This is a genomic window from Streptomyces nymphaeiformis, assembly GCF_014203895.1.
Lineage (GTDB): Bacteria > Actinomycetota > Actinomycetes > Streptomycetales > Streptomycetaceae > Streptomyces > Streptomyces nymphaeiformis.
On sequence record NZ_JACHJY010000001.1, the window covers coordinates 965879 to 987502 of the forward strand.

Here is a 21624-nt window from a genome sequence, read left to right on the forward strand (position 1 = left end):
CGATCGCCCCGGGCCCTTCCCGTACCCGCCCCTACTTCGTGTAGATCGCCTCGATCTCGTCCGCGAAGTCCTTCGCCACCACGTTCCGCTTCAGCTTCAGCGACGGGGTGATGTGGCCCGCCTCCTCCGTGAACTGGGCCGGAAGGATGCGGAACTTGCGGACCGACTCCGCCTTCGACACCGCCGCGTTGCCGTCGTCGATCGCCCGCTGGACCTCGGCGACCAGATCCGCGTCCTCCCGCAGGGACGCCGCCGTCGAACCGGCCGGCTTGCCGTGCTCGCTCACCCAGCGGCCCAGGAACTCCTCGTCGATCGTGACCAGCGCGCCCACGAACGGACGCCCGTCGCCGACCACCATGCACTCCGCGACCAGCGCGTGCGCCCGGATCCGGTCCTCGATGACCGCCGGGGCGACGTTCTTGCCGCCCGCCGTCACCAGGATCTCCTTCTTGCGGCCGGTGATCGCGAGGTAGCCGTCCTCGTCGAGCGTGCCGATGTCACCCGTGTGGAACCAGCCGTCCGCCAGCGCCTCGGCCGTCGCCGCCTCGTTGTTCCAGTACCGCGTGAAGATGTGCTCGCCGTGCAGCAGCACCTCGCCGTCGTCGGCGATCCGCACCACGGAGCCCGGCAGCGGCTGACCGACCGTGCCGATCTTCTGCCGGTCCCACGGGTTGAACGCCGTCGCGGCGCAGGACTCCGTCAGGCCGTAGCCCTCCAGGACCGTGAAGCCGATGCCCCGGAAGAAGTGGCCGAGCCGCTCGCCCAGCGGCGCGCCGCCCGAGATCGCGTACTCGCCGCGGCCGCCGAGCACCGCCCGCAGCTTGCTGTAGACCAGCTTGTCGAAGACCTTGTGCTTCAGCTTCAGCCCGAAGGACGGGCCCTGCGGGGTGCCGATCGCCCGGCTGTACGCGATGGCCGTGTGCGCGGCCTTGTCGAAGATCTTCCCCTTGCCGTCGGCCTGCGCCTTCGCCCGCGCCGAGTTGTAGACCTTCTCGAAGACGCGCGGCACGCCCAGGATCAGCGTCGGCCGGAACGAGGCCAGCTCGTCGGTGAGGTTCTTGATGTCCGGGACGCAGCCCAGCCGGATCGGCGCCATCACCGACGCGACCTCGACGAGCCGCCCGAAGACGTGCGCGGCCGGCAGGAACAGCAGGACCGAGCACTCGCCCGTACGGAAGAGGGGCTTCAGCCGCTCCACGATGTTGCCGCACTCGGCGAAGAAGGCCCGGTGGGACAGGACACAGCCCTTGGGGCGGCCCGTCGTGCCCGAGGTGTAGACGATCGTCGCCGGGTCGTCCGCGTTCGCCGCCGACATGCGGGCGTCGAGCAGCTCGTCCGAGACGTCCGCGCCGGTGGCCGTGAGCCGCGCGACCGCGTCGTCCTCGATCTGCCAGATGCCCTTGAGCTCCGGGAGCCGGTCCCGCACGGACTCCACCGAGGCCTGGTGGGCGGCGCTCTCGGCCAGCACCAGGGTCGCGCCCGAGTCGCCGAGGATCCACTGGATCTGCTCCGGCGAGCTCGTCTCGTACACCGGCACGGTCACCGCGCCCGCGCTCCAGATCGCGAAGTCGAGGAGCACCCACTCGTAGCGCGTACGGGACAGCAGCGCGACCCGGTCGCCCGGCTCCACGCCCTCGGCGATCAGGCCCTTGGCGACCCCGCGGACCTCGGCGAGGAACTGCGTGGCGGTGACGTCCGTCCAGACGCCGTCGATCTTGCGCCCCATCACGGCGACGTCTGGGTGCTGGGAGGCGTTGCGGCGGATGAGATCCGTCAGGTTGCCGTCCGTGGGGACCTCGTACAGGGCCGGAAGGCTGAACTCGCGCAAGACTGCTGCTCCTCATCGGGCGCCGGCGCCACGGCTCTGTGTGATGCACCGGTGAAGTCCATGATCGGGCAGGTGCTCAGTGGGGGTGAGCACGACTGGTGGACTGCCCGGACGTTACTCGCCAGTACACGGTTCCCGGTAGGGGGTCCCGGCCAGATGTTCCGTGCGTCACATATGCGTGACCATGCTCTCCGCACAGTAATCCACCGGTTTCACGACTCCCAAGTAACCGCAGGTGACACCCCCTAAGGTGGGCACATGCGAGTCCATGTGGTCAGTGACGTGCACGGCAACGCCGGCGACCTCGCCAAGGCCGGAGAGGGCGCCGACGCCCTCATATGCCTCGGTGACCTGGTCCTCTTCCTCGACTACGCCGACCACAGCCGGGGGATCTTCCCCGACCTCTTCGGCACCGAGAACGCCGACCGGCTCGTCGAGCTGCGCACCGCCCGCCGCTTCGACGAGGCCCGCGACCTCGGCCGCAGCCTCTGGGCCGGGCTCGACGTCGACCGCGACACCGCCATCGAGACCGCCGTCCGGCGCCAGTACGCCGAACTCTTCGCCGCCTTCCCCACCCCCACCTACGCCACCTACGGCAACGTCGACATCCCCCGCCTCTGGCCCGACTTCGCCGGACCGGGGACGACCGTCCTCGACGGGCAGCGGATCGAGCTCGGCGGCCTGGTCTTCGGCTTCGTCGGCGGCGGCCTGCAGACCCCCATGCGCACGCCGTACGAGATCCCCGACGAGGAGTACGCCGCCAAGGTCGAGGCCCTCGGCGACGTCGACGTCCTCTGCTCCCACATCCCGCCGGACATCCCCGACCTCACCTACGACACCGTCGCCCGCCGCTTCGAGCGCGGCAGCCGGGCCCTCCTCGACGCCATTCACCGCGTCCGGCCCCGGTACGCCCTCTTCGGCCACGTCCACCAGCCGCTCGCCCGCCGGATGCGCATCGGCGCGACCGAGTGCGTGAACGTCGGACACTTCGCCTCGACCGGCAGGCCCTTCGCCCTGGAGTGGTGACGGCGCGGGCGCGGGGGCGCGATAGCCTTCCGTCGGCACGTCTGTGCCCTTTTGCTTCCGCCTTTACTTCCGCCGGACCGCACAGTGGAGGAGCCACCGCGATGGCCGAACACACCAGCTCGAGCATCACCATCGAGGCGGCGCCGACCGACGTCATGAGCGTGATCGCCGACTTCGCCCGCTACCCCGAGTGGACCGGCGAGGTGAAGGAGGCCCAGGTCCTGGAGACCGACGACGCCGGACGCGCCTCGAAGGTCCGGCTCCTCCTCGACGCGGGCGCCATCAAGGACGACCACACCCTCGCGTACACCTGGACCGGGTCCGACGAGGTCAGCTGGACCCTGGTCAAGTCCCAGATGCTCCGCTCCCTCGACGGCTCCTACCTCCTGAAGTCCCTCGGCGGCGACCGCACGGAGGTCACCTACCAGCTGACGGTGGACGTCAAGATCCCGATGCTCGGCATGATCAAGCGCAAGGCGGAGAAGGTCATCATCGACCGCGCGCTGGACGGCCTGAAGAAGCGGGTGGAATCGGGCGCGTAAGCCCTGCCGGGCGGTGCCCCGCCCCGTTGTGGGCATGCGTTCCGCCAGGGCCCCGGCCCACCCCCGTGTGGGCAATCGTCCCGCAGGGCGAGGGGGTCCCCCCTGCTCGAGCGAAGCCGAGAGCTTGGGGGAGGGTGGGCACACGGGACGGCGCGCTTAGCGGCGCCTCCGCGTTCCGCGCCTGGACCCGCACCACGAGCGGCGGTGCACAAAGGGTGCGGGTCGGGGCGCGGGAGCCTCTGGCGCCGGCAGGGCGCGGGTCCGTTGTGCCCACCCGTTCCGCCCTGCGGAACGATTGCCCACAACGGGGCCCGGTAAGTTCGGGCGCATGCGGATCATCCTTGTCACCGGTCCCGGCGGGGCCGGGCGTACCACCCTCGCCGCCGGCACCGCCCTCGCCGAGGCGCGCGCCGGACGTCGGGTGCTGCTCGTCTCCGAGGACGCGGAACCCATGGAGGGGCTCCGCGTCCTGCGTCCGCAGCCCGGTGCCGACTTCCGCCGGGAGTTCCTCGCCCTCCAGGCCCGCTCCACCGCCGCCCTCGACCTCCTCGGCGCCGCGCCCTTCGAGGACGCCGAACTGACCGAGCTCCCCGGCAGCCGCCCGTTCGCCCTGCTGCGCGCCCTGCGCGACGCCGCCGAGGGCGACCACGACCTCGCCGTCGTCGACCTGCCCCCGCTCGACGAGGCCCTCGCCCTCCTCGCCCTCCCCGGGCAGCTCCGCCGCTACCTGCGCCGACTCCTGCCTCCCGAGCGCCAGGCCGCCCGCGCCCTGCGCCCGATGCTCGCCCAGCTCGCCGGCGTCCCGATGCCCTCGCAGTGGCTGTACGAGACGACCGCCCGCTGGGAGGCGGAGCTCGCCGCCGTCCAGGCGGTCGTCGAGGCCCCGGCCACCACCGTCCGCCTCGTCGTCGAGCCCGGCCCCGCCGCCGCCCGCGCCCTGCGCACCGCCCGGCTCGGCCTCGCCGTCCAGCGCCTCGCCCTCGACGCCGTCGTCGCGAACCGGATCCTCCCCGCCGGCTCCGAGGACCCCTGGCTGGCCGGGCTCACCGCCGAACAGCACCGGCACCTCGCGGAGCTCCGTACCGAAGGCGCCGGAGAGCTGTACGAGCTCCCGCACCTGGGCCGGGCCCCGCGCGGGGCCGAGGACCTCGTCCTCCTCGCGTCCCCCCGGCCCGAGAAGACCGGCCCCGTACCGGAGTGGGCCGTCGAGGACCGGCGCGAGGAGGACGGCGTCCTCGTCTGGCACATCCCCCTGCCGGGCGCCGTCAAGGAGGAGCTGTCGCTCGTCCGCCGCGGCGACGAACTGCTCCTGACCGTCGGCGCGTTCCGCCGCGGCGTCCCGCTCCCGGGCGCCCTGCGCCGCTGCACCGTCACCGGCGCCGGGCTCGTCGACGGGGACCTCCGGGTGCGCTTCACCCCCGACCCCGGGCTCTGGCCCCGCACCCCCTGAGGCGGCGTGTACCGTCGAAGTACGCAGCCACTGAGGAGTACGCCATGAGCGATTCGGACGCCTGGGCCAAGGCCTGTGCCGAGGACCTGGAGGCGGAGAAGGCCCGCCGCCGGGCGCAGCGCGCGACCGAGCCCGGCTCGCCCGCGGAGGAGTTCCGCAGGCTCTTCGAGGCCGTGGCCGACAAGGTCTCCGGCGGCCTCGGGGCCCCGCTCCTCGGCGGTCAGGCCGCGCAGACCGCCGCGCAGACCGTGCAGCAGCTCGTCAACCAGGCGAAGGCCGTCGTCGAGCCCGTCATCGAGCGCAACCCGCAGGTCTTCGACCACCTCGCCGCCGCCGGCAGCGAGCTGCTCGCCGCCTACCGCTCCGCCGTCGAGGGCCACGAGAGCCGCTGGACCCGCGGCGGCGCCGTCCCCGAGGACGACGACCCGCGCCGGGACGCCGACCCGGACACACCCCGGAAGAAGGACGACGAGGGGCCCGGAACCGGCCAGCACATCGACCTCGACTGACCGGCGGGTCACCTCGCCTCGGGTACGGTTGGCCATAGCGGGGCTCGACCGAAAACTGAGGGACACATGGGACTCACCATCGGCGTCGACATCGGCGGCACGAAGATCGCGGCCGGCGTGGTCGACGAGGAGGGCAACATCCTCGACACCCACACCGTGCCCACCCCGCCGACCCCCGAGGGCATCGTCGACGCCATCTGCGCCGCGGTCTCCGAGGCGGGCAAGGGGTACCAGATCGAGGCCGTCGGCATCGGAGCCGCGGGCTACGTCGACGACAAGCGCGCCACCGTCCTCTTCGCGCCGAACATCGACTGGCGGCACGAGCCGCTGAAGGACAAGGTCGAGCAGCGGGTCGGCCTGCCGGTCGTCGTCGAGAACGACGCCAACGCCGCGGCCTGGGGCGAGTACCGCTTCGGCGCCGGTCAGGGCCACGAGGACGTCATCTGCATCACCCTCGGCACCGGCCTCGGCGGCGGCATCATCATCGGCAACAAGCTGCGCCGCGGACGCTTCGGCGTGGCCGCCGAGTTCGGCCACATCCGGGTCGTCCCGGACGGTCTGCTGTGCGGCTGCGGCAGCCAGGGCTGCTGGGAGCAGTACGCCTCCGGGCGCGCGCTCGTCCGGTACGCCAAGCAGCGCGCCAACGCCACCCCGGAGCGCGCGGAGCTCCTCCTCGGCCTCGGCGACGGCACCCCGCAGGGCATCGAGGGCAAGCACGTCAGCCAGGCCGCCCGCGCGGGCGACCCGGTGGCCGTCGACTCCTTCCGCGAGCTGGCCCGCTGGGCGGGCGCCGGCCTCGCCGACCTGGCCTCGCTCTTCGACCCCTCGGCGTTCATCGTCGGCGGCGGCGTCTCGGACGAGGGCGACCTCGTCCTCGACCCGATCCGCAAGTCCTTCCGCCGCTGGCTGATCGGCGGCCAGTGGCGCCCGCACGCGCAGGTCCTCGCGGCCCAGCTCGGCAACAAGGCCGGCCTGGTCGGCGCCGCGGACCTCGCCCGCCAGGGCTGAAGCCCCCTGTGCGCCTAAACCGGCGCCGCTCTCGCGGATGTGGTCGATCGCCGCGGGGGTTGCTCAATTGATGGTTGCGGCCTTCGTCGCTGCACTGTCGAACGGCGTACGCCCGTCGCGTCCCCATGGACCCGGCGGGCGGTCGTCGTATGTTGGCCGTCATGGCGATCAGTGAGCTGCCCAACTCCCGCACCGAGAGCGACGGTTCGGCCGTCCTCCGGGTCCTGAGCTACAACGTCCGCTCGATGCGCGACGACGAGGACGCCCTCGCCCGGGTGATCCGCGCCTGCGCCCCGGACCTCGTCTTCGTCCAGGAGGCGCCCCGCTTCTTCCGCTGGCGCAAACACGCGGCCCGGCTCGCGGCCAAGAGCGAGCTCGTCATCCTGAGCGGCGGCGCCACCGCGGCCGGACCGATGCTGCTCTGCTCCCTGCGGGCCACCGTGGAGCGGACCGAGGACGTCCTGCTGCCGCTCACACCGGGCCTGCACCGGCGCGGCCTCGCGACCGCCGTCGTCCGCTTCGCCGGGGCCCGGCTCGGGGTGGTCAGCTGCCATCTGAGCCTGCGGAAGGACGAGCGGTACGCCCAGGCAGGGATGGTCCTCGACCGGGTCGCCGCCCTCGGCACCCCGCACGCCCTCGTCGCCGGCGACCTGAACGAACGCCCCGGGGGCCCCGCCTTCACCCGCCTCACGAAGGAGCTCCGGGACGGCTGGGCGGTCAGCCCCTGGGGCGGCGAGCACACCTCGACGCCCACCGACCCGCACCAGCGCATCGACGCGATCCTGGCGACCCCGGGCGTCGAGTTCCTCGGCTGCGGGGTCCCGACGGACCTCGACCCGGCCGACCTGCGGGCCGCCACGGATCACCTGCCGGTGCTCGCGGCGGTCCGGGTGCCGGCCGCGCCCTGACGGCGGCCGGAGGCCGGCGCAGCCGTCCGAAGCCCGGGAGGCGCCCCGGCGCCGAGCGGTGCGAGGGCGGCGTCGGGAGGAGGAGCCCGCCTGCCGGTGCTCGCGGCGGTCCGGGTCCCCGCGGGCTGAGGCCCGCTACACGACCGCCCCGCGCCCCGGGTCGTCGAAGCCGTCGTCATCGTCGTCGTCGTGCTTCATGCGGGCCACCAGGGTCGCGAAGCCGCCCAGGAAGCCGCCCACGCAGAGGGTCGTCAGCCACCAGGTCATGTCCCACTGGAGCAGGACGGCGACCAGCATGAGGACCGGGCCGCCGACGACCGCGAGCCAGGCGAACTTGGTCGTGGTGTCCGCCTCGGGCAGCGGCGGCGGCTCCGGCGGGACGAAGTGCCCCTCGTCGGCGCCGCCCGCCGCGTCGTCCGGCTCGGCCGGCGAGTAGTCCCGGGGGCCACCCGCCCGCACCCCGGGCGCGAACACGATCGAGCTGCCGAGCGCGGGCCGCTCGGGGCCCGCCTCCGGGTCCTCGTCCGCATCGTCCTCGGGCTCCACCGGCTTCGGCCTCGGCTTCCAGGCCGTGCCCTTCACCGGCCGGATCTCCTGGGCGGGCCCGTCCTCGTCCTCCTCGGGCTCGGGCAGCGGCAGGTTCTCGACGGGCCGGTACGGCTTCGTCCCCGGCGGGTCCGCGGGCTCCTCGCCGTACCCGGCGACGATCGCGGCCCAGGCCGCCTCCTCGTCGATGGGCTGCGGCTCCCGCTCCGGGCCGTCCTGCTGCTCAGCCACCGCTCCTGCTCCCCTTCCCGTCGACCAGATCCGGGGCCAGACGCTCGACGAAGGCCAGGCTCTCGTCGAAGATCCGCTCCGCATCATGGTCCAACGTCGCCACGTGGTAGCTCTGTTCCAGCAGGACCTCCTTGACGTCCGTCGAGGAGATCCGGGAGAGGATCCGGGCCGAGTCGACGGGCGGCACGACGTGGTCCTGGGGGCTGTGGAGCAGTACCACCGGCTGGGTGACCTGCGGGAGCTGCGCGTCCACCGTCCGGAAGAAGCGGCGCAGGGAGTGCGCGGCGTGCAGCGGCACCCGGTCGTAGCCGACCTCGGCCACGCCCTCCTTGGCGATGTCGCTGGCGATGCCCTTCGTGGACGGGACCAGGTGGCGGGCGACGGGCAGCGCGTACGCGGCGAGGCCGTGCACCTTGTTCCCCGGGTTGACCAGGACGATGCCCCGGATCGCGTCGCCGTGCTGGGCGGCGAGACGCAGCGTGAGGGCCCCGCCCATGGAGAGGCCGAAGACGAAGACGGTCCGGCACCGCTCCAGGAGCTCGCGCAGGGCGCGGTCCACCTCCGCGTACCAGTCGTGCCAGGTGGTGAGCTGCATGTCCTGCCAGCGGGTGCCGTGGCCCGGCAGCAGCGGCACCGACACCGACAGGCCGCGCTCGGCCAGGTACTCGGCCCACGGGCGCATCGACTGCGGGGAACCGGTGAATCCGTGACAGAGAAGGACGCCGACCTCTCCGCCTTCATGGCGGTACGGCTCGGCTCCGGGAAGGACCGGCACCGGGGTCTCCTGTTCGGTTGCGACTCCGGCGTCTGCGGGTGCGCCGGAGCGACGGAAGATGGGGAAGGACCTTCACGGTACGCGACCGGACCGACACCGACCAGGGCCGTAGCGGGGGCCGTGCGTCGGTACGGGATAAAGTCGGGGCGACGGCACACGGAAGGCATGGCGAGTTGATCTACGGCGCAATGAAGTTCTCCATCGGAGGGTCCCTGAAGCTCGCCTTCCGGCCCTGGGTGGAGGGGCTGGAGAACATCCCCGCCGAGGGCCCCGCGATCCTCGCGAGCAACCACCTGTCCTTCTCGGACTCCTTCTTCCTGCCCGCCGTCCTGGACCGCAAGGTCACCTTCATCGCCAAGGCCGAGTACTTCACCACCCCCGGTGTGAAGGGCAAGCTCACCGCCGCCTTCTTCAAGGGCGTCGGCCAGCTCCCGGTGGACCGTTCGGGTGCCCGCGGCGCGGGCGAGGCCGCCATCAAGGCCGGCATCGAGGTCATCGAGGGCGGCGGCCTCTTCGGCATCTACCCCGAGGGCACCCGCTCGCCCGACGGCCGCCTCTACCGGGGCAAGCCCGGCGGTCTGGCGCGCGTCGCCCTGGCCACCGGCGCGCCCGTGATCCCGGTCGCCATGATCGACACGGAGAAGATCCAGCCGCCCGGCAAGGTCGTCCCCAAGCTGATGCGCCCGGGGATCAAGATCGGCAAGCCGCTGGACTTCACCCGCTACCAGGGCATGGAGGGGGACCGCTTCATCCTCCGCTCGGTGACCGACGAGGTCATGTACGAGATCATGAAGCTGTCCGGCCAGGAGTACGTCGACATCTACGCGACCGCCGCCAAGCGGCAGATCGCGGAGGCGGAGAAGGCGGCCAAGGAGGCCGTCAAGGCCGAGATCGCCGCTCGGGAAGAGTCCGGCGCTTAAGTCCCCGCGAGGGGGTCCGGGGTGGGGGAGATGGCCAAGCGCGAGCGTGTCGTGCGCATGTCGGTCGAGCAGCCGCTGTGGCGGGCGCTGACCGGCTACCGCGTCCTGACCATGGTCTACGCGGTCCTGCTGTACTACGCCTTCAACCGGGGCGGGTACGAGCGGCCCTGGATCGCGATCGGCTATCTGGCGGTGCTGTGCTGCTGGACGCTCGCCACCCTCCCCAAGGTGGCGAACGCGGCCAGCTGCACCAAGGGCTTCCTCGTCGCCGACCTCGCCGTCGCCCTCGTCGGCATCCTCCTCACCCCGCTCGCCGACGCCCAGGCCCAGTCGATCGACGGCCCCACCCTGCCGTCGATATGGACCGCGGGATCCGTCCTCGCGTACGCCATCAAGGGCGGCTGGCGCTGGGCCGGAGTCGCCTCCTCCCTGGTCGCCGTCGCCAACATCGTCGAGCGCGGCCACCCCAGCCGGGACACCTTCCACAACGTGCTCCTCGTCTGGGTCGCCTCCATCGCCATCGGCTACGTCGTCGAGGTCGCCCGCGCCTCCGAGCGCACCCTCGCCCGCGCCCTGGAGATCGAGGCCGCGACCCGGGAGCGGGAGCGGCTCGCCCGGGACATCCACGACAGCGTCCTCCAGGTCCTCGCGATGGTGCAGCGGCGCGGCACGGCCCTCGGGGGCGAGGCCGCCGAACTCGGCCGGATGGCGGGGGAGCAGGAGGTCGCCCTGCGCACCCTCGTCGCGGGCGGGCTCACCCGACCCAGCCTTGTCTCCGAGGACGAGTCCGAGGGCGCCGTCGTCCGGGTCGTCGAGGTGGACGACGAAGCCGACGCGGACGGCCCCACCGACCTCCGGGTCCTGCTCGCCCCGCGCGCCGGGTCCCGGGTGACGCTCTCCGAGCCGGGCGCCCCGGTCCTGCTGCCGTCGCCCGCGGCCCGCGAGCTGGCCGCCGCCGTCGGCGCCGCCCTGGACAACGTCCGGGTGCACGCCGGGGAGGACGCGCACGCGTGGATCCTGATCGAGGACTGGCCGGACGAGGTGATCGTCACCGTCCGGGACGACGGCCCAGGCATCCCGGAGGGTCGCCTCGCGCAGGCGGAGGGCGAGGGCCGGATGGGCGTCGCCCTGTCCATCCGGGGCAGACTGCGGGATCTGGGCGGCACGGCCGAGCTGATCTCGGTCCCGGGGCAGGGCACGGAAGTCGAGTTGAAGGTTCCACGGGGGAAGGCAGGGGAGAAGTGAGCGAGCAGCGGATCAAGGTGATGGTCGTCGACGACCATCCGATGTGGCGGGACGCGGTCGCCCGCGACCTCGCCGAGGCGGGCTTCGACGTGGTCGCCACCGCCGGTGACGGGGAGCAGGCCGTGCGCCGCGCCGGCGCGGCCGCCCCGGACGTCCTCGTCCTGGACCTGAACCTGCCGGTCAAGCCGGGCGTCCAGGTCTGCAAGGAGCTCGTCGGCGGCCGCCCCGAGCTGCGGGTCCTCGTGCTCTCGGCGAGCGGCGAGCACGCGGACGTCCTGGAGGCGGTCAAGTCCGGCGCCACCGGCTACCTCCTCAAGTCGGCCAGCACGGAGGAGCTGATCGACGCGGTCCGCCGGACGGCCGTCGGCGACCCCGTCTTCACGCCGGGCCTGGCCGGCCTCGTCCTCGGCGAGTACCGCAGGCTGGCCTCCGAGCCCGCCCCGGCCGCCGGCGCCGACGAGCCGAAGGCCCCGCAGCTGACCGAACGCGAGACCGAGGTCCTGCGGCTCGTCGCCAAGGGGCTCAGCTACAAGCAGATCGCCGAGCGCCTCGTCATCTCGCACCGCACGGTGCAGAACCACGTCCAGAACACCCTGGGCAAGCTCCAGCTGCACAACCGGGTGGAACTCGTCCGGTACGCCATCGAGCGGGGCCTCGACGACGCCTGAGGCGGCCGGGGCGCCCGAAGGGCCGTATCTGCGCGATGTGCGCGATATTCCCGCGTATCACGCATATCGTGCAGATCGACCAAGTGTGGCGCATCGTGACGGTGAGGGGACCTCGTGGAAATCCTGGCATTCGGCGTGCAGGCGGACGAGAAGCCCCTCCTGGAGAAGGCCTTCGCCGGCCATCACGACGTCCGCTGCCTGGGCGTCTTCCTCAGCGAGGACACCGCTCCCATCGCCGCCGGCTACGAGATCATCTCCACCAGCGTCAACGCCGACCTGAACAACCGGGTCCTGCAGACCCTCGCGGCCGGCGGGACCCAGATGATCGCCCAGCGCTCCACGGGCTTCAACAACATCGACCTGGACGTCGCCGAGCGCCTCGGCCTCACCGTCGCCCGGGTCTCGTCCTACTCGCCGTACTCCGTCGCCGAGTTCGCCTGGACCCTGGCCCTGGCCGTCAACCGCCGGATCGTCCGCGCCTCCAACCGGACCCGCGACTTCGACTTCCGGCTCGACGGACTGATGGGCCGTGACCTGCGGGGCCGTACCGTCGGCGTCCTCGGCACCGGCAAGATCGGCGAGGCCTTCACCCGGATCGCCCACGGCTTCGGCATGGAGCTCCTCGGCTGGGACGTCGCCGAGAACCCCGCCTGCCTGGAGCTCGGCATGACGTACGTCGACAAGGAGCGGCTCTTCGCCGAGGCCGACCTCGTCAGCCTCCACGTCCCGCTCATGGAGGCCACCCGCCACGTCGTGGACGCCGCCGCCCTCAAGGCCATGAAGGACGACGCCATCCTGGTGAACTCCAGCCGCGGCGGACTCGTCGACACCGAGGCCCTGGTCGCCGAGCTCCGGGCCGGCCGCTTCACCGGCGTCGGCCTCGACGTGTACGAGGCGGAGGCCGGGCTGTTCTTCCTCGACAAGTCCCTCGCGGGCATCGAGGACGACACCCTGGCCCGCCTCGTCACCTTCCCGAACGTGGTGGTCACCTCGCACCAGGCGTACTACACGCTGGACGCGGTCGGCCAGATCATCGACACGACGGTCCAGAACGTCCTCAACCACGTCGGGCGCCGACGCGACGAGAACGTCCTGGTACCGAGGATCGGCTAGACCAGCACCCCCGCGAGCAGCGAGGCGGTGAGCGCGGCCCCGTCCGTCGTGAGCACCGACTCCGGATGGAACTGCACGCCCGCGAAGCCCGGTCCGCGCAGGGCGTGCACCTCGCCGGTCTCCGCGTCCCGGCTCACCTCGATGCGGTGCAGTGCCAGCTCCGTCGCCGTCCGGTCGTCGCACCGCGCCGTGAAGCTGTTGTAGAAGCCGACCGTCCGCTGCTGCCCGAAGAGGTCGATCCGCAGCTGCGCGCCCTGGAAGGGAGTCCGCTTGCGGACGATGTCCAGGCCCAGTTCGGCCGCGATCAGCTCGTGGCCGAGGCAGACGCCGAGCAGGCCGTGGCGGTGGTCCCGTACGAGCTCCGCCGTCAGGCCGCGCAGGAAGCGCATCTTCGGGTCGGCGGCGTCCGACGGGTTCCCCGGCCCGGGGCCGAGGACGACCGGCCCCTCGTGGGCGAGGGTCAGCTCCCGCAGCCCCGGCTCGTCGTAGCGGAGCACCGACACTTCAAGGCCCGAGGAGCGCAGGACGTGCGCCAGCATCGCCGTGAAGGTGTCCTCGGCGTCGATCACGAGCGCGTGCCCGGACAGCTCCGCCGAACGGGCCTGCATCTTCAGCCAGAACGGCGCGAGGTCCGCCCGGCGCGCGTCGAGCGCGGCCCGCACCCGGGGGTCGTCGGCGAGCCGCGGCGGCACCGGCGCCGACGCGTCGACCGGCCGTCCCTCCCGCACCCCCAGGGCCGTGAGGACGCCCGCCGCCTTGGCGTGGGTCTCGGCGACCTCGCCGTCGGGGTCCGAGTGCCGCACGAGCGTGGCGCCCACCGGCACCCGCAGCCGGCCGTCGGCCGCGATGTCGGCGGTACGGATGAGGATGGGGGAGTCCAGCGTCTGCGCCCCGTTCGCGTCCGTGCCGAGCAGGGCGAGCGCCCCCGCGTAGTAGCCCCGGCCGCCCTCCTCGTGACGCTCGATCACCCGGCAGGCGTTCTGCACGGGCGACCCCGTCACGGTCGCCGCGAACATGGTCTCCCGCAGGACCTCCCGCACGTCCAGCGAGGACCGGCCGCGCAACTCGTACTCGGTGTGCGCGAGATGGGCCATCTCCTTGAGCCGCGGGCCGACCACGACCCCGCCCATGTCGCCCACCGTGCACATCATCTTCAGCTCCTCGTCCACCACCATGGAGAGCTCCTCGGTCTCCTTGCGGTCGGCGAGGAAGGCGAGCAGGTCCTCGGCGGTGGGGGCGGCCCCGGCCGGGTAGCGGTAGGTGCCGCTGATCGGGTTCATCACGACCGTCCCTCCTGACATCCGCACGTGCACCTCGGGGCTCGCCCCGACGAGCGTCCGGTCCCCGGTGTGCACGACGAACGTCCAGTAGGCGCCCCGCTCGCCCGCGAGCAGCCGCCGGAACAGGGCGAGCGCGTCGGCGCGCCCGAAGCCCGGGATCTCGCCGGTGTAGGTGCGCCGGATGACGAAGTTGGCGCCCTCGCCGGAGCCGATCTCCTCGTCGATGACCCGCCGCACGGTCTCCGCGTACGCCTCGTCCGAGACGTCGAAGCCGCCGCCCTCCACCCGTACGTCATGGGCGGGCAGCGCGGCCAGGGCCTCGGCGAGCGGCAGTTCGTACGCCTCGTCGGCGACGAGCACGGAGAGCGGGGTGCCGTCGTCCCGGACGTCGAAGCCGCGCTCCCGGATCTGCCGGAACGGCACGAGGGCGAGCGTCGGCATCGGCCCGACGGGCAGCTCCGCGAGGCGCTCGGCCTCGTGGACCCGGCCGATCAGCACCTCGACGGTGTCGTGGTCACGGCCGGGGGTGCGGCGGCGCAGCAGGGCGAAGGGAGGGCAGGAGTCGTCGAGGAGACGGGAGAGGTCCATGGGACGTGTCGTTCCTTCCGGTGGGAGTACGGAGAGGAGGAACGGCCCCGGATACGGGAGAAGGCCGCCCCTCGGGCGGCCTTCGCGTGTCTGTCGGTGTACGCGCGATCAGTGGGCCGCCGGATGAGCGGTCCACCACCAGTTCTGGTTCGAGTGCGCGAACATGCGAGCACTGTAACGCAAGCGGGAACGGGAACGGGGCCCGGTCCGCACCGTGGACGGTGCGGACCGGGCCCCGTTCTTGAGGCGACTTCCCGATCAGAAGATCAGGTTGTAAGACTGCCAGCCGGGGCTGACCTGCACGCGCGTGGCGTACGGGGCGGTGGCACTGCCGGTGCCCTTGTACAGCCACAGGGTGCCCGAGGCGTCGCGGGCCACGAAGTCGACCTTGCCGTCACCGGTGAGGTCGCTCGGACCGGTGATGCTGTTGTAGATCTGCCAGCCGGTGCCCACCTTGACGCGCGCGGCGTACGGGGCGGTGGCGCTGCCGGTGCCCTTGTACAGCCAGAGCGCGCCGGTGCTGTCGCGGCCGATCAGGTCCGGCTTGCCGTCGGAGGTGAGGTCGCCGGTGCTGACGACGTCGTTGTAGATCTGCCAGCCGGTGCCGATCTTCACGCGCGGCGCGAACGGCGTCGCCGGGGTGCCGGTGCCCTTGTACAGCCACAGCGCGCCGGACTTCTCGCGGGCGATCAGGTCCGGCTTGCCGTCGCCGGTCAGGTCGCGGACGCCGATGATCCGGTCGTAGACCTGCCAGCCGCCGCCGGTCCGCAGACGGCCCTTGAACGGCGCGGACGGGTTGCCGCTGCCCTGGTAGTACCAGAGGGCACCGGAGGCGTCGCGGGCGACGGCGTCACCGGTGCCGTCGGCGCGCAGCGCCGTCAGCGGGGTGATGGCGTTGTAGACCTGCCAGCCGCCGCCGACCTTGTACTTGCTCAGGAACGGGCTGGTGGCGCTACCGGTGCCCTGGTACTGCCAGAGGACACCGGAGGCGTCGCGGGAGAGGAGGTCGTAGCGGTTGTCGGTGCGGACGGACGCCGTGGTGGCGACCTCCTTGACGTCGCTCGCCTTCACCCAGGCCATGCGGTGGTTGAAGCGGATCGGGATGAAGATGTTCGTCGTGCCGACGACGCGGGTGCCGTCGGTGTTGTAGGCGCTGTAGTAGTAGTCGCCCGCGACCGGCTCACCGGCCTTCACGTACAGCTGCCCGGCCGGGAGGCTGTACTTCGTCAGCGACGCGCCGTTGTTGGCCTGGACCGGGACGCCGGTGCCCGTGTAGGCGGCGTCCTCCGGGTAGGTGCGGCCGTAGACCGGGACGGAGGTGAGGCCGTCCTTGGCGGTGATCGCCGTCTTCACGCCCGCGGGGGCCGTGTACTGGCCGCCCGGGTTGTAGAACCAGGCCTTCTTGCCGCCGTACCAGATGGCGGTCCAGTCGGTCCGGGACTCGGCGACGACGTGGGTGCTGCCGGCCGTGACCTTGTTCGCCCAGTTGGAGCCGTACGTGGCGTCCGAGGTGAAGTACGGGTCGGTCAGCGCCTTGGTCTGGTCGGCCACGGGCTCCGAGTAGAGGTAGCCGAAGTTGACCGGCAGAGCCACGGTGGTCTTGGTGGCGCCGTCCTCGGTGTACTTCATCTGCTGCTGGTTCGCCGCGGTGAACGGCGGGACGATCCGCACCAGCTGGCCGGCCTGGAGCGGGCCGCCCGCGCCACCGGCACCGGTCGGGGCGCCGACCAGGCTCATGAAGTGGTTCCAGTCCCAGAACGGGCCCGGGTCCCAGTGGTCCTGGATCTTGGAGTCCAGGATGCTCGGCACGTCGTCGTGGCCGATGACGTGCTCGCGGTCCAGCGGGATGGAGAACTTCGCGGCCAGGTACTTCACGAGGGCGGCGGAGGACTCGTACTCCGGCTCGGTGTACCAGCCGGCGTCGCCCTTGATCGCGTAACCCTCGTGCTCGATGCCGATCGAGTGCATGTTGAGGGTCTTGTTGCCGGCGTGGTACGCCTCGTTCTTGGTCTCCACCATCTGCGTCACGCGGCCGTCGGCGCGCACGATGTAGTGGGCGCTGGCGTAGCTCAGCGGGTTCTGGAAGACCGTGACCGCGCCGTCGTGGTTGCCCTCGATGTCGTGGATGACGATCTGGCGCACGTCGAAGCCGTTGGCGGGACGGCTCGCGATGTTGTAGTTGCCGTCGTTCTGCGAGTACGCGGCCGGGATGAAGGTGCAGTCCAGGCCGGTCGGGCACTCGACCGCCGGGGTCTCGTTCGTGGCCGTGAAGCTCGCGGCCAGCGGCACGTTCGCCGGCTTGACCGGCTTCACCGACGGGTCGGCCGGCAGGACGACCTGCTGGCCGTCGGCGGTGGTCTCCCGCTCACCCGTCTTGATGGACTCGAAGACGCGCTTGGCGAAGAGGTCGGCGCCCTTGCGGTCCTCGGACTGGCTGTAGCGGGCCACGGCCGGGTACCAGTCGCCCGGGTCGTCGGACAGCTCGGCTCCGGCCTGCTTCTGGTACTCGGCGAGGAGCGCGGCACCGGCGCGGATCGAGGCGGCGCTGTCCTTCTGCACGGAGTCGGTCGAGCCGTCGATCAGCTCGGCGGCCTTGTCGAGCGTGTGCAGCGTCGGGTCGGAGGTGTCGATCTTCGTCTTCGACTCGGGGAGGGCGGCGAGCGCCTTCTTCCCGTCGAAGCGCTTCTCGACGCGCGGGTCGCCGCTGCGGTTCATCAGATCGAGCAGCTGCTCGTCCGTGTCCTGCTCGATGTCCTCCGGGTCGACCTTCGTCAGACCCATGACGTTGTACGCGCCGGTGGTGCTGGGCACGCCGTCGTGCGACTCCCAGCGGGTCTGGCGGTACGACACCGCCATCAGCACGCTCTGCGGCACGTCGAACTCGCGGGCCGCGTTTGCGAACTGCGTCTGGAGGGAAGCATCGTCACCGGACTTGCCGTCGCCGGCCGCGCCGAGAAGGCTCGGCGAGGCGACCGCGAGGGTGCCGATGGTGGCGGTGGCGACGACGGCCGCCGCCGCTCCGTACAAGAGTCGTTTCTTCTTGCGATCCCTGCGGTGCCTCTGGGTCACGCCCACCCCTGTGATTCGACTTTGCTCTTGTTAAACGGGCCGCAGGGTAACACCCCGCGACGACTCGAAGATCCTCGGTGGACATTTCGGGCAGGCGTTCGAGACGCGCGTCTCAGCCAATGGGCAGAGGGACAGGACCGGACGAAGAACCCCTTACTGTGGTGCTTGTGACCGTGAACGCTGATTCCCACGCCGTCGCCAAGGCGACCTGGCGAGACCTGCCCGCGGCGCAGCAGCCCGAGTACCCCGATGCCGAGGCTCTGCGCGATGTGATCGCGGACCTCGAGTCGTATCCTCCGCTCGTCTTCGCCGGCGAGTGCGACCAGCTGCGCGCCCGGATGGGAGCCGTCGCCCGTGGCGAGGCGTTCCTGCTCCAGGGCGGCGACTGCGCCGAGGCCTTCGACGCCGTGTCCGCCGACCACATCAGGGCCAAGCTCAAGACGCTGCTCCAGATGAGCGCCGTCCTCACCTACGCGGCCTCCGTGCCCGTGGTGAAGGTCGGCCGCATCGCCGGCCAGTACTCGAAGCCCCGTTCCAAGGGCACCGAGACCCGCGACGGCGTGACGCTCCCGACCTATCGGGGCGACTCCGTCAACGGCTTCGACTTCAACGAGAAGGCCCGCATCCCGGACCCCGAGCGCCTGAAGCGGATGTACAACGCCTCCGCCTCCACGCTCAACCTGGTCCGTGCCTTCACCACCGGTGGCTACGCCGACCTGCGCCAGGTGCACGCCTGGAACCAGGACTTCGTGAAGTCGTCCCCCTCGGGCCAGCGCTACGAGGCGCTCGCCCGCGAGATCGACAACGCCCTGAACTTCATGAAGGCCTGCGGCACCGACCCGGCCGAGTTCAAGGCCGTCGAGTTCTACGCCTCCCACGAGGCGCTGCTGCTCGACTACGAGGGCGCCCTGACCCGCACGGACTCGCGCACCGGCAAGCTGTACGACACCTCCGGCCACATGGTCTGGATCGGTGAGCGCACCCGCCAGCTGGACCACGCGCACATCGAGTTCTGCTCGCAGATCGCCAACCCGATCGGCATCAAGCTCGGCCCGACCACCACGGTGGACGAGGCGCTCACGTACATCGACCGTCTCGACCCGGACCGCGAGCCGGGCCGGCTGACCTTCATCGTCCGCATGGGCGCCGACAAGGTCCGCGACAAGCTCCCCGAGCTGGTCGAGAAGGTCACCGCCTCCGGCGCCGTCGTCGCCTGGGTCACCGACCCGATGCACGGCAACACCTTCGAGGCGGCCTCCGGCCACAAGACGCGCCGCTTCGACGACGTGCTCGACGAGGTCAAGGGCTTCTTCGAGGTCCACAAGGAGCTGGGCACCCACCCGGGCGGCATCCACGTCGAGCTCACCGGTGACGACGTCACCGAGTGCGTGGGCGGCGGCGACGAGATCTTCGTCGACGACCTGCACCAGCGCTACGAGACGGCCTGCGACCCGCGGCTCAACCGCAGCCAGTCGCTCGACCTGGCGTTCCTGGTGGCGGAGATGTACCGCGATCAGTAAGTAGGTTCCTACGGAGGTGGGGCGCGGATCGCTGTGATCCGCGCCCCATCGTCGTATCCGGGGCTTTTGGGGCTCCGGGTCGCCGGGTAAGGTTAGGTTAGCCTTAACGATCTCGGCGGGAGGTGAACCGCGTGTACGTCTGCTCATGCTTCGGTGTCACGGAGAAGCAGGTCAAGGAGCATGCGGACGCGGGCGCGTGTACGCCCCGCCAGATAGCCTCGGCCTGCAAGGCCGGAACGGACTGCGGTTCCTGCGTCCGTCGTATTCAGGCCATTCTCGGGCGCGGCAACTGCCCGCGACGCGAGCTCGTCGACCAGGGCATGCCCGCCCTGACGACGGAGACGGTCACGGAGCTCCAGGAAGCCGCGTAGGCCCTCAGGGCCCGTCCTAGCTGGGCTGCTCGATCAGCGTCGAGATGTACAGCGCCTCACCCAGGGACTCGATCAGCTCCAGCTGGGTGTCCAGGTAGTCGATGTGGTGCTCCTCGTCGGCCAGGATCTCCTCGAAGAGGTTGGCGGACGTGACGTCCCCCTTGGCCCGCATGACCTCGATCCCGCGCTTGAGGCGGTCGATCGCCTCCACCTCGACCTGGCGGTCCGCCTGGAACATCTCGGTGATCGTCTGGCCGACCCGTACGTGGAAGAGCCGCTGGTAGTTGGGCAGGCCGTCGAGCATCAGGATGCGCTCGGTCAGCTTGTCCGCGTGCTTCATCTCGTCGATGGACTCTTCGCGGGTGTACTTGGCGAGCTTCGTCCACCCCTTGTTGTCCTGGATGCGGTAATGCAGCCAGTACTGGTTGATGGCCGTCAGCTCGCCGGTCAGCTGCTCGTTGAGGAACTCGAGGACCTCGGGGTCGCCCTGCATCGCTTCAGGATCCTTCCACGCTACGTGTCCACGCCGTCACTAGGCGGGATGGCCGCATCCTCGCACCCCGAATGGGGGGCGTCCAGTAAGTGCAGGCTTAGTCGCAGTTGCCCGAATCGCACCGCCCGGTTGGTCGCCTGGTCATGACCACCCCTCGCGGTCTGTCACCATGGATGACATGGGTCAGCCGGAGAGCGGAGTACACCGGGAAGCGGGTCAGCAGGATCGTTCGCCGGACCTTCCGCCGGATCTTCCCCCGGGGCAGCGGCTGCAGCGCGGCTGGCCGGTCACCCATTACGGGCCCGTCCCCAAGTTCAAGCCGGACCGCTGGGAGTTCCGCGTCTTCGGGGCGACCGCCGACGGCGACAAGCGGTGCTGGAACCACGAGGAGTTCTCTGCGCTCCCGTTCTCCACGGTCGTGTCCGATCTGCACTGCGTCACGAAGTTCAGCATGCTCGGGGCCGAATGGGGCGGTGTCCCCGCCCGCACGATCCTGGAGCTCGCCCCGCCCGCGCCCCACGTCACGCACGTGATGGTCTGGGCCGAGTACGGATACAGCGCCAACATGCGGCTCGCCGACTTCGCCGCGGACGGCACGATCTTCGCCACCCACAAGGACGGGGAGCTGCTCACCGCCGAGCACGGCTTCCCGCTGCGGCTCGTCGTCCCGCACCTGTACGCCTGGAAGGGGCCCAAGTGGGTCCGGGGCGTGGAGTACATGGCGGCCGACCGCCGGGGCTTCTGGGAGGAGCGCGGCTACCACAACCTCGGTGACCCGTGGACGGAGCAGCGCTACTCGTACCAGGAGGAACCGGGAGACGGCCCGGAGCTGTAGCGGCCCCGGACCGTCCGTCGGTCGCTCTGGATCAGTGGTGGTACTGGTGGACCACCGCGTGGCCCTTGCCGCGGCCGATCATCCACTTGTTGACCGGCGTGGTCACCACGAAGGCGAGCGCGAGCGAGGCCGCGAGCGCGCCCCAGAAGAGCGGCTCGTCGAGGTGCGCGTCCATGGCGCCGGGCCAGAGGGCGATGACGCCGTTGTCGATGATCTCCATGGTGACGATGGAGAGGGTGTCGGCGGCGAGGGCGACCTTGAAGGCGGTCTTGAAGTCGACGCCGGCCTTGAGGATGCCGCGCAGGGTGAGCGCGTACCCGAAGAAGAAGGCCAGGATGATCGCGAGGACCATCGTCGGCAGGTTCCCCCAGCCGAACGCGGTGCCGATGATCATGCCGAGGACCTCGCCGATGGCGCAGCCGGTGAGGCAGTGCAGCGTGGCCTGAGCGGCCATGGCCCAGGAGACGGTGCCGCCGGGGGTGTGGTGGTGACCGGCGTGGGCGCTGTGGTCCGTGTGGGCGTGGTGGCCCTCGTGTCCCGCGTGGCCCTGGTGGTCGCCGTGGCCTGCGTGACCCTCATGGCCTGCGTGGCCCTGGTGGCCGACATGGGCCTCGTGACCCGCATGACCCTCGTGACCTGCATGGGCCTCATGGCCCTCGTGTTCGTGGTGAGCGTGCGCCTCGTGCTTCATGGGAGTGC

At 71.4% G+C, this 21624-nt stretch carries 21 protein-coding genes; 13 read left to right on the forward strand and 8 right to left on the reverse strand.

The features are described from left to right. Positions 1-31: 31 nt before the first annotated feature. Complete coding sequence (locus tag GGE06_RS04315) at positions 32-1828, reverse strand: AMP-dependent synthetase/ligase (RefSeq protein WP_116161426.1); 1797 nt, start codon at positions 1826-1828, stop codon at positions 32-34. A 258-nt stretch (positions 1829-2086) separates the two neighbouring features. Between GGE06_RS04315 and GGE06_RS04320 the strand changes: the two genes are divergently transcribed. The 6 genes from GGE06_RS04320 (at position 2087) to GGE06_RS04345 (ending at position 7271) form a co-directional block, all read left to right on the forward strand. Next, positions 2087-2854: a metallophosphoesterase family protein gene (locus tag GGE06_RS04320; RefSeq protein ID WP_116161427.1), complete on the forward strand. Its 768-nt coding sequence runs from the start codon at positions 2087-2089 to the stop codon at positions 2852-2854. 101 nt (positions 2855-2955) lie between these two features. Beyond that, on the forward strand, positions 2956-3396 hold the full coding sequence (locus tag GGE06_RS04325; RefSeq protein WP_116161428.1) for an SRPBCC family protein: 441 nt from the start codon (positions 2956-2958) through the stop codon (positions 3394-3396). 328 nt (positions 3397-3724) lie between these two features. Next, complete coding sequence (locus GGE06_RS04330) at positions 3725-4846, forward strand: ArsA family ATPase (RefSeq protein ID WP_116161429.1); 1122 nt, start codon at positions 3725-3727, stop codon at positions 4844-4846. A gap of 44 nt (positions 4847-4890) precedes the next feature. After that, a complete protein-coding gene (locus tag GGE06_RS04335) occupies positions 4891-5355 on the forward strand; it encodes a DUF5304 domain-containing protein (protein ID WP_116161430.1) in 465 nt (154 codons plus the stop codon). A gap of 66 nt (positions 5356-5421) precedes the next feature. Further along, entirely contained in the window at positions 5422-6363 is a 942-nt protein-coding gene (locus GGE06_RS04340) for an ROK family glucokinase (RefSeq protein ID WP_116161431.1), read from the forward strand. A gap of 161 nt (positions 6364-6524) precedes the next feature. After that, on the forward strand, positions 6525-7271 hold the full coding sequence (locus tag GGE06_RS04345) for an endonuclease/exonuclease/phosphatase family protein (RefSeq protein WP_184930049.1): 747 nt from the start codon (positions 6525-6527) through the stop codon (positions 7269-7271). A 135-nt stretch (positions 7272-7406) separates the two neighbouring features. Here GGE06_RS04345 and GGE06_RS04350 read toward each other — a convergent pair whose 3' ends face one another. Then, entirely contained in the window at positions 7407-8048 is a 642-nt protein-coding gene (locus GGE06_RS04350; RefSeq protein ID WP_184930050.1) for a hypothetical protein, read from the reverse strand. Next, positions 8041-8823: an alpha/beta hydrolase gene (locus tag GGE06_RS04355; protein ID WP_116161433.1), complete on the reverse strand. Its 783-nt coding sequence runs from the start codon at positions 8821-8823 to the stop codon at positions 8041-8043. The genes GGE06_RS04350 and GGE06_RS04355 overlap by 8 nt, the downstream gene beginning before the upstream one ends. A gap of 188 nt (positions 8824-9011) precedes the next feature. On the opposite strand from GGE06_RS04355, the gene GGE06_RS04360 reads away from it, so the two are divergent. From GGE06_RS04360 to GGE06_RS04375, 4 genes are all read left to right on the forward strand, one after another. After that, positions 9012-9743, forward strand: coding sequence for a lysophospholipid acyltransferase family protein (locus tag GGE06_RS04360; RefSeq protein WP_116161434.1), 732 nt, complete (start codon positions 9012-9014; stop codon positions 9741-9743). 30 nt (positions 9744-9773) lie between these two features. Further along, a complete protein-coding gene (gene macS, locus GGE06_RS04365; RefSeq protein ID WP_116161435.1) occupies positions 9774-10988 on the forward strand; it encodes a MacS family sensor histidine kinase in 1215 nt (404 codons plus the stop codon). A 20-nt stretch (positions 10989-11008) separates the two neighbouring features. Then, entirely contained in the window at positions 11009-11656 is a 648-nt protein-coding gene (locus GGE06_RS04370; protein WP_116165588.1) for a response regulator, read from the forward strand. 114 nt (positions 11657-11770) lie between these two features. Continuing rightward, complete coding sequence (locus GGE06_RS04375) at positions 11771-12769, forward strand: 2-hydroxyacid dehydrogenase (RefSeq protein WP_116161436.1); 999 nt, start codon at positions 11771-11773, stop codon at positions 12767-12769. Here GGE06_RS04375 and GGE06_RS04380 read toward each other — a convergent pair. The 3 genes from GGE06_RS04380 to GGE06_RS04390 form a co-directional block, all read right to left on the reverse strand. Further along, a complete protein-coding gene (locus tag GGE06_RS04380; RefSeq protein ID WP_116161437.1) occupies positions 12766-14637 on the reverse strand; it encodes an anthranilate synthase family protein in 1872 nt (623 codons plus the stop codon). The two genes, GGE06_RS04375 and GGE06_RS04380, sit on opposite strands and share 4 nt — an antisense overlap. A 108-nt stretch (positions 14638-14745) precedes the next feature. Further along, positions 14746-14802, reverse strand: a complete 57-nt coding sequence (locus tag GGE06_RS43965; protein ID WP_101392327.1) for a trp operon leader peptide — start codon at positions 14800-14802, stop codon at positions 14746-14748. A 93-nt stretch (positions 14803-14895) separates the two neighbouring features. Next, complete coding sequence (locus GGE06_RS04390; RefSeq protein WP_184930051.1) at positions 14896-17706, reverse strand: N-acetylmuramoyl-L-alanine amidase; 2811 nt, start codon at positions 17704-17706, stop codon at positions 14896-14898. A gap of 119 nt (positions 17707-17825) precedes the next feature. On the opposite strand from GGE06_RS04390, the gene GGE06_RS04395 reads away from it, so the two are divergent. Continuing rightward, positions 17826-19226 carry a class II 3-deoxy-7-phosphoheptulonate synthase gene (locus tag GGE06_RS04395; protein ID WP_221517657.1) on the forward strand — a complete coding sequence of 467 codons (1401 nt, stop codon included), beginning with the start codon at positions 17826-17828 and terminating at the stop codon, positions 19224-19226. A 122-nt stretch (positions 19227-19348) separates the two neighbouring features. Continuing rightward, positions 19349-19597 (forward strand): (2Fe-2S)-binding protein, encoded by a 249-nt coding sequence (locus GGE06_RS04400; RefSeq protein WP_116161440.1) that lies wholly within the window; start codon positions 19349-19351, stop codon positions 19595-19597. 16 nt (positions 19598-19613) lie between these two features. Here the strand turns inward: GGE06_RS04400 and bfr are convergent, their stop codons facing one another. Further along, positions 19614-20090: a bacterioferritin gene (bfr, locus tag GGE06_RS04405; RefSeq protein ID WP_043223049.1), complete on the reverse strand. Its 477-nt coding sequence runs from the start codon at positions 20088-20090 to the stop codon at positions 19614-19616. Positions 20091-20268: 178 nt separating this feature from the next. Here bfr and GGE06_RS04410 point away from each other — a divergent pair, with 178 nt between their 5' ends. Further along, positions 20269-20925 carry a sulfite oxidase-like oxidoreductase gene (locus GGE06_RS04410; RefSeq protein ID WP_116161441.1) on the forward strand — a complete coding sequence of 219 codons (657 nt, stop codon included), beginning with the start codon at positions 20269-20271 and terminating at the stop codon, positions 20923-20925. 31 nt (positions 20926-20956) lie between these two features. Here GGE06_RS04410 and GGE06_RS42230 read toward each other — a convergent pair whose 3' ends face one another. Next, on the reverse strand, positions 20957-21616 hold the full coding sequence (locus GGE06_RS42230) for a DUF4396 domain-containing protein (RefSeq protein ID WP_184930179.1): 660 nt from the start codon (positions 21614-21616) through the stop codon (positions 20957-20959). Positions 21617-21624 lie beyond the last annotated feature (8 nt).

What these genes read in the sequence shown, in the direction of transcription:
- GGE06_RS04320 (WP_116161427.1), top strand. Translation starts at nt 2,087, where the DNA reads ATGCGAGTCCATGTGGTCAGTGACGTGCACGGCAACGCCGGCGACCTC.
- GGE06_RS04325 (WP_116161428.1), top strand. Translation starts at nt 2,956, where the DNA reads ATGGCCGAACACACCAGCTCGAGCATCACCATCGAGGCGGCGCCGACC.
- GGE06_RS04330 (WP_116161429.1), top strand. Translation starts at nt 3,725, where the DNA reads ATGCGGATCATCCTTGTCACCGGTCCCGGCGGGGCCGGGCGTACCACC.
- GGE06_RS04335 (WP_116161430.1), top strand. Translation starts at nt 4,891, where the DNA reads ATGAGCGATTCGGACGCCTGGGCCAAGGCCTGTGCCGAGGACCTGGAG.
- GGE06_RS04340 (WP_116161431.1), top strand. Translation starts at nt 5,422, where the DNA reads ATGGGACTCACCATCGGCGTCGACATCGGCGGCACGAAGATCGCGGCC.
- GGE06_RS04345 (WP_184930049.1), top strand. Translation starts at nt 6,525, where the DNA reads ATGGCGATCAGTGAGCTGCCCAACTCCCGCACCGAGAGCGACGGTTCG.
- GGE06_RS04360 (WP_116161434.1), top strand. Translation starts at nt 9,012, where the DNA reads ATGAAGTTCTCCATCGGAGGGTCCCTGAAGCTCGCCTTCCGGCCCTGG.
- macS (WP_116161435.1), top strand. Translation starts at nt 9,774, where the DNA reads ATGGCCAAGCGCGAGCGTGTCGTGCGCATGTCGGTCGAGCAGCCGCTG.
- GGE06_RS04370 (WP_116165588.1), top strand. Translation starts at nt 11,009, where the DNA reads ATGGTCGTCGACGACCATCCGATGTGGCGGGACGCGGTCGCCCGCGAC.
- GGE06_RS04380 (WP_116161437.1), bottom strand. Translation starts at nt 14,637, where the DNA reads ATGGACCTCTCCCGTCTCCTCGACGACTCCTGCCCTCCCTTCGCCCTG.
- GGE06_RS04395 (WP_221517657.1), top strand. Translation starts at nt 17,826, where the DNA reads ATGGGCAGAGGGACAGGACCGGACGAAGAACCCCTTACTGTGGTGCTT.
- bfr (WP_043223049.1), bottom strand. Translation starts at nt 20,090, where the DNA reads ATGCAGGGCGACCCCGAGGTCCTCGAGTTCCTCAACGAGCAGCTGACC.
- GGE06_RS04410 (WP_116161441.1), top strand. Translation starts at nt 20,269, where the DNA reads ATGGGTCAGCCGGAGAGCGGAGTACACCGGGAAGCGGGTCAGCAGGAT.
- GGE06_RS42230 (WP_184930179.1), bottom strand. Translation starts at nt 21,616, where the DNA reads ATGAAGCACGAGGCGCACGCTCACCACGAACACGAGGGCCATGAGGCC.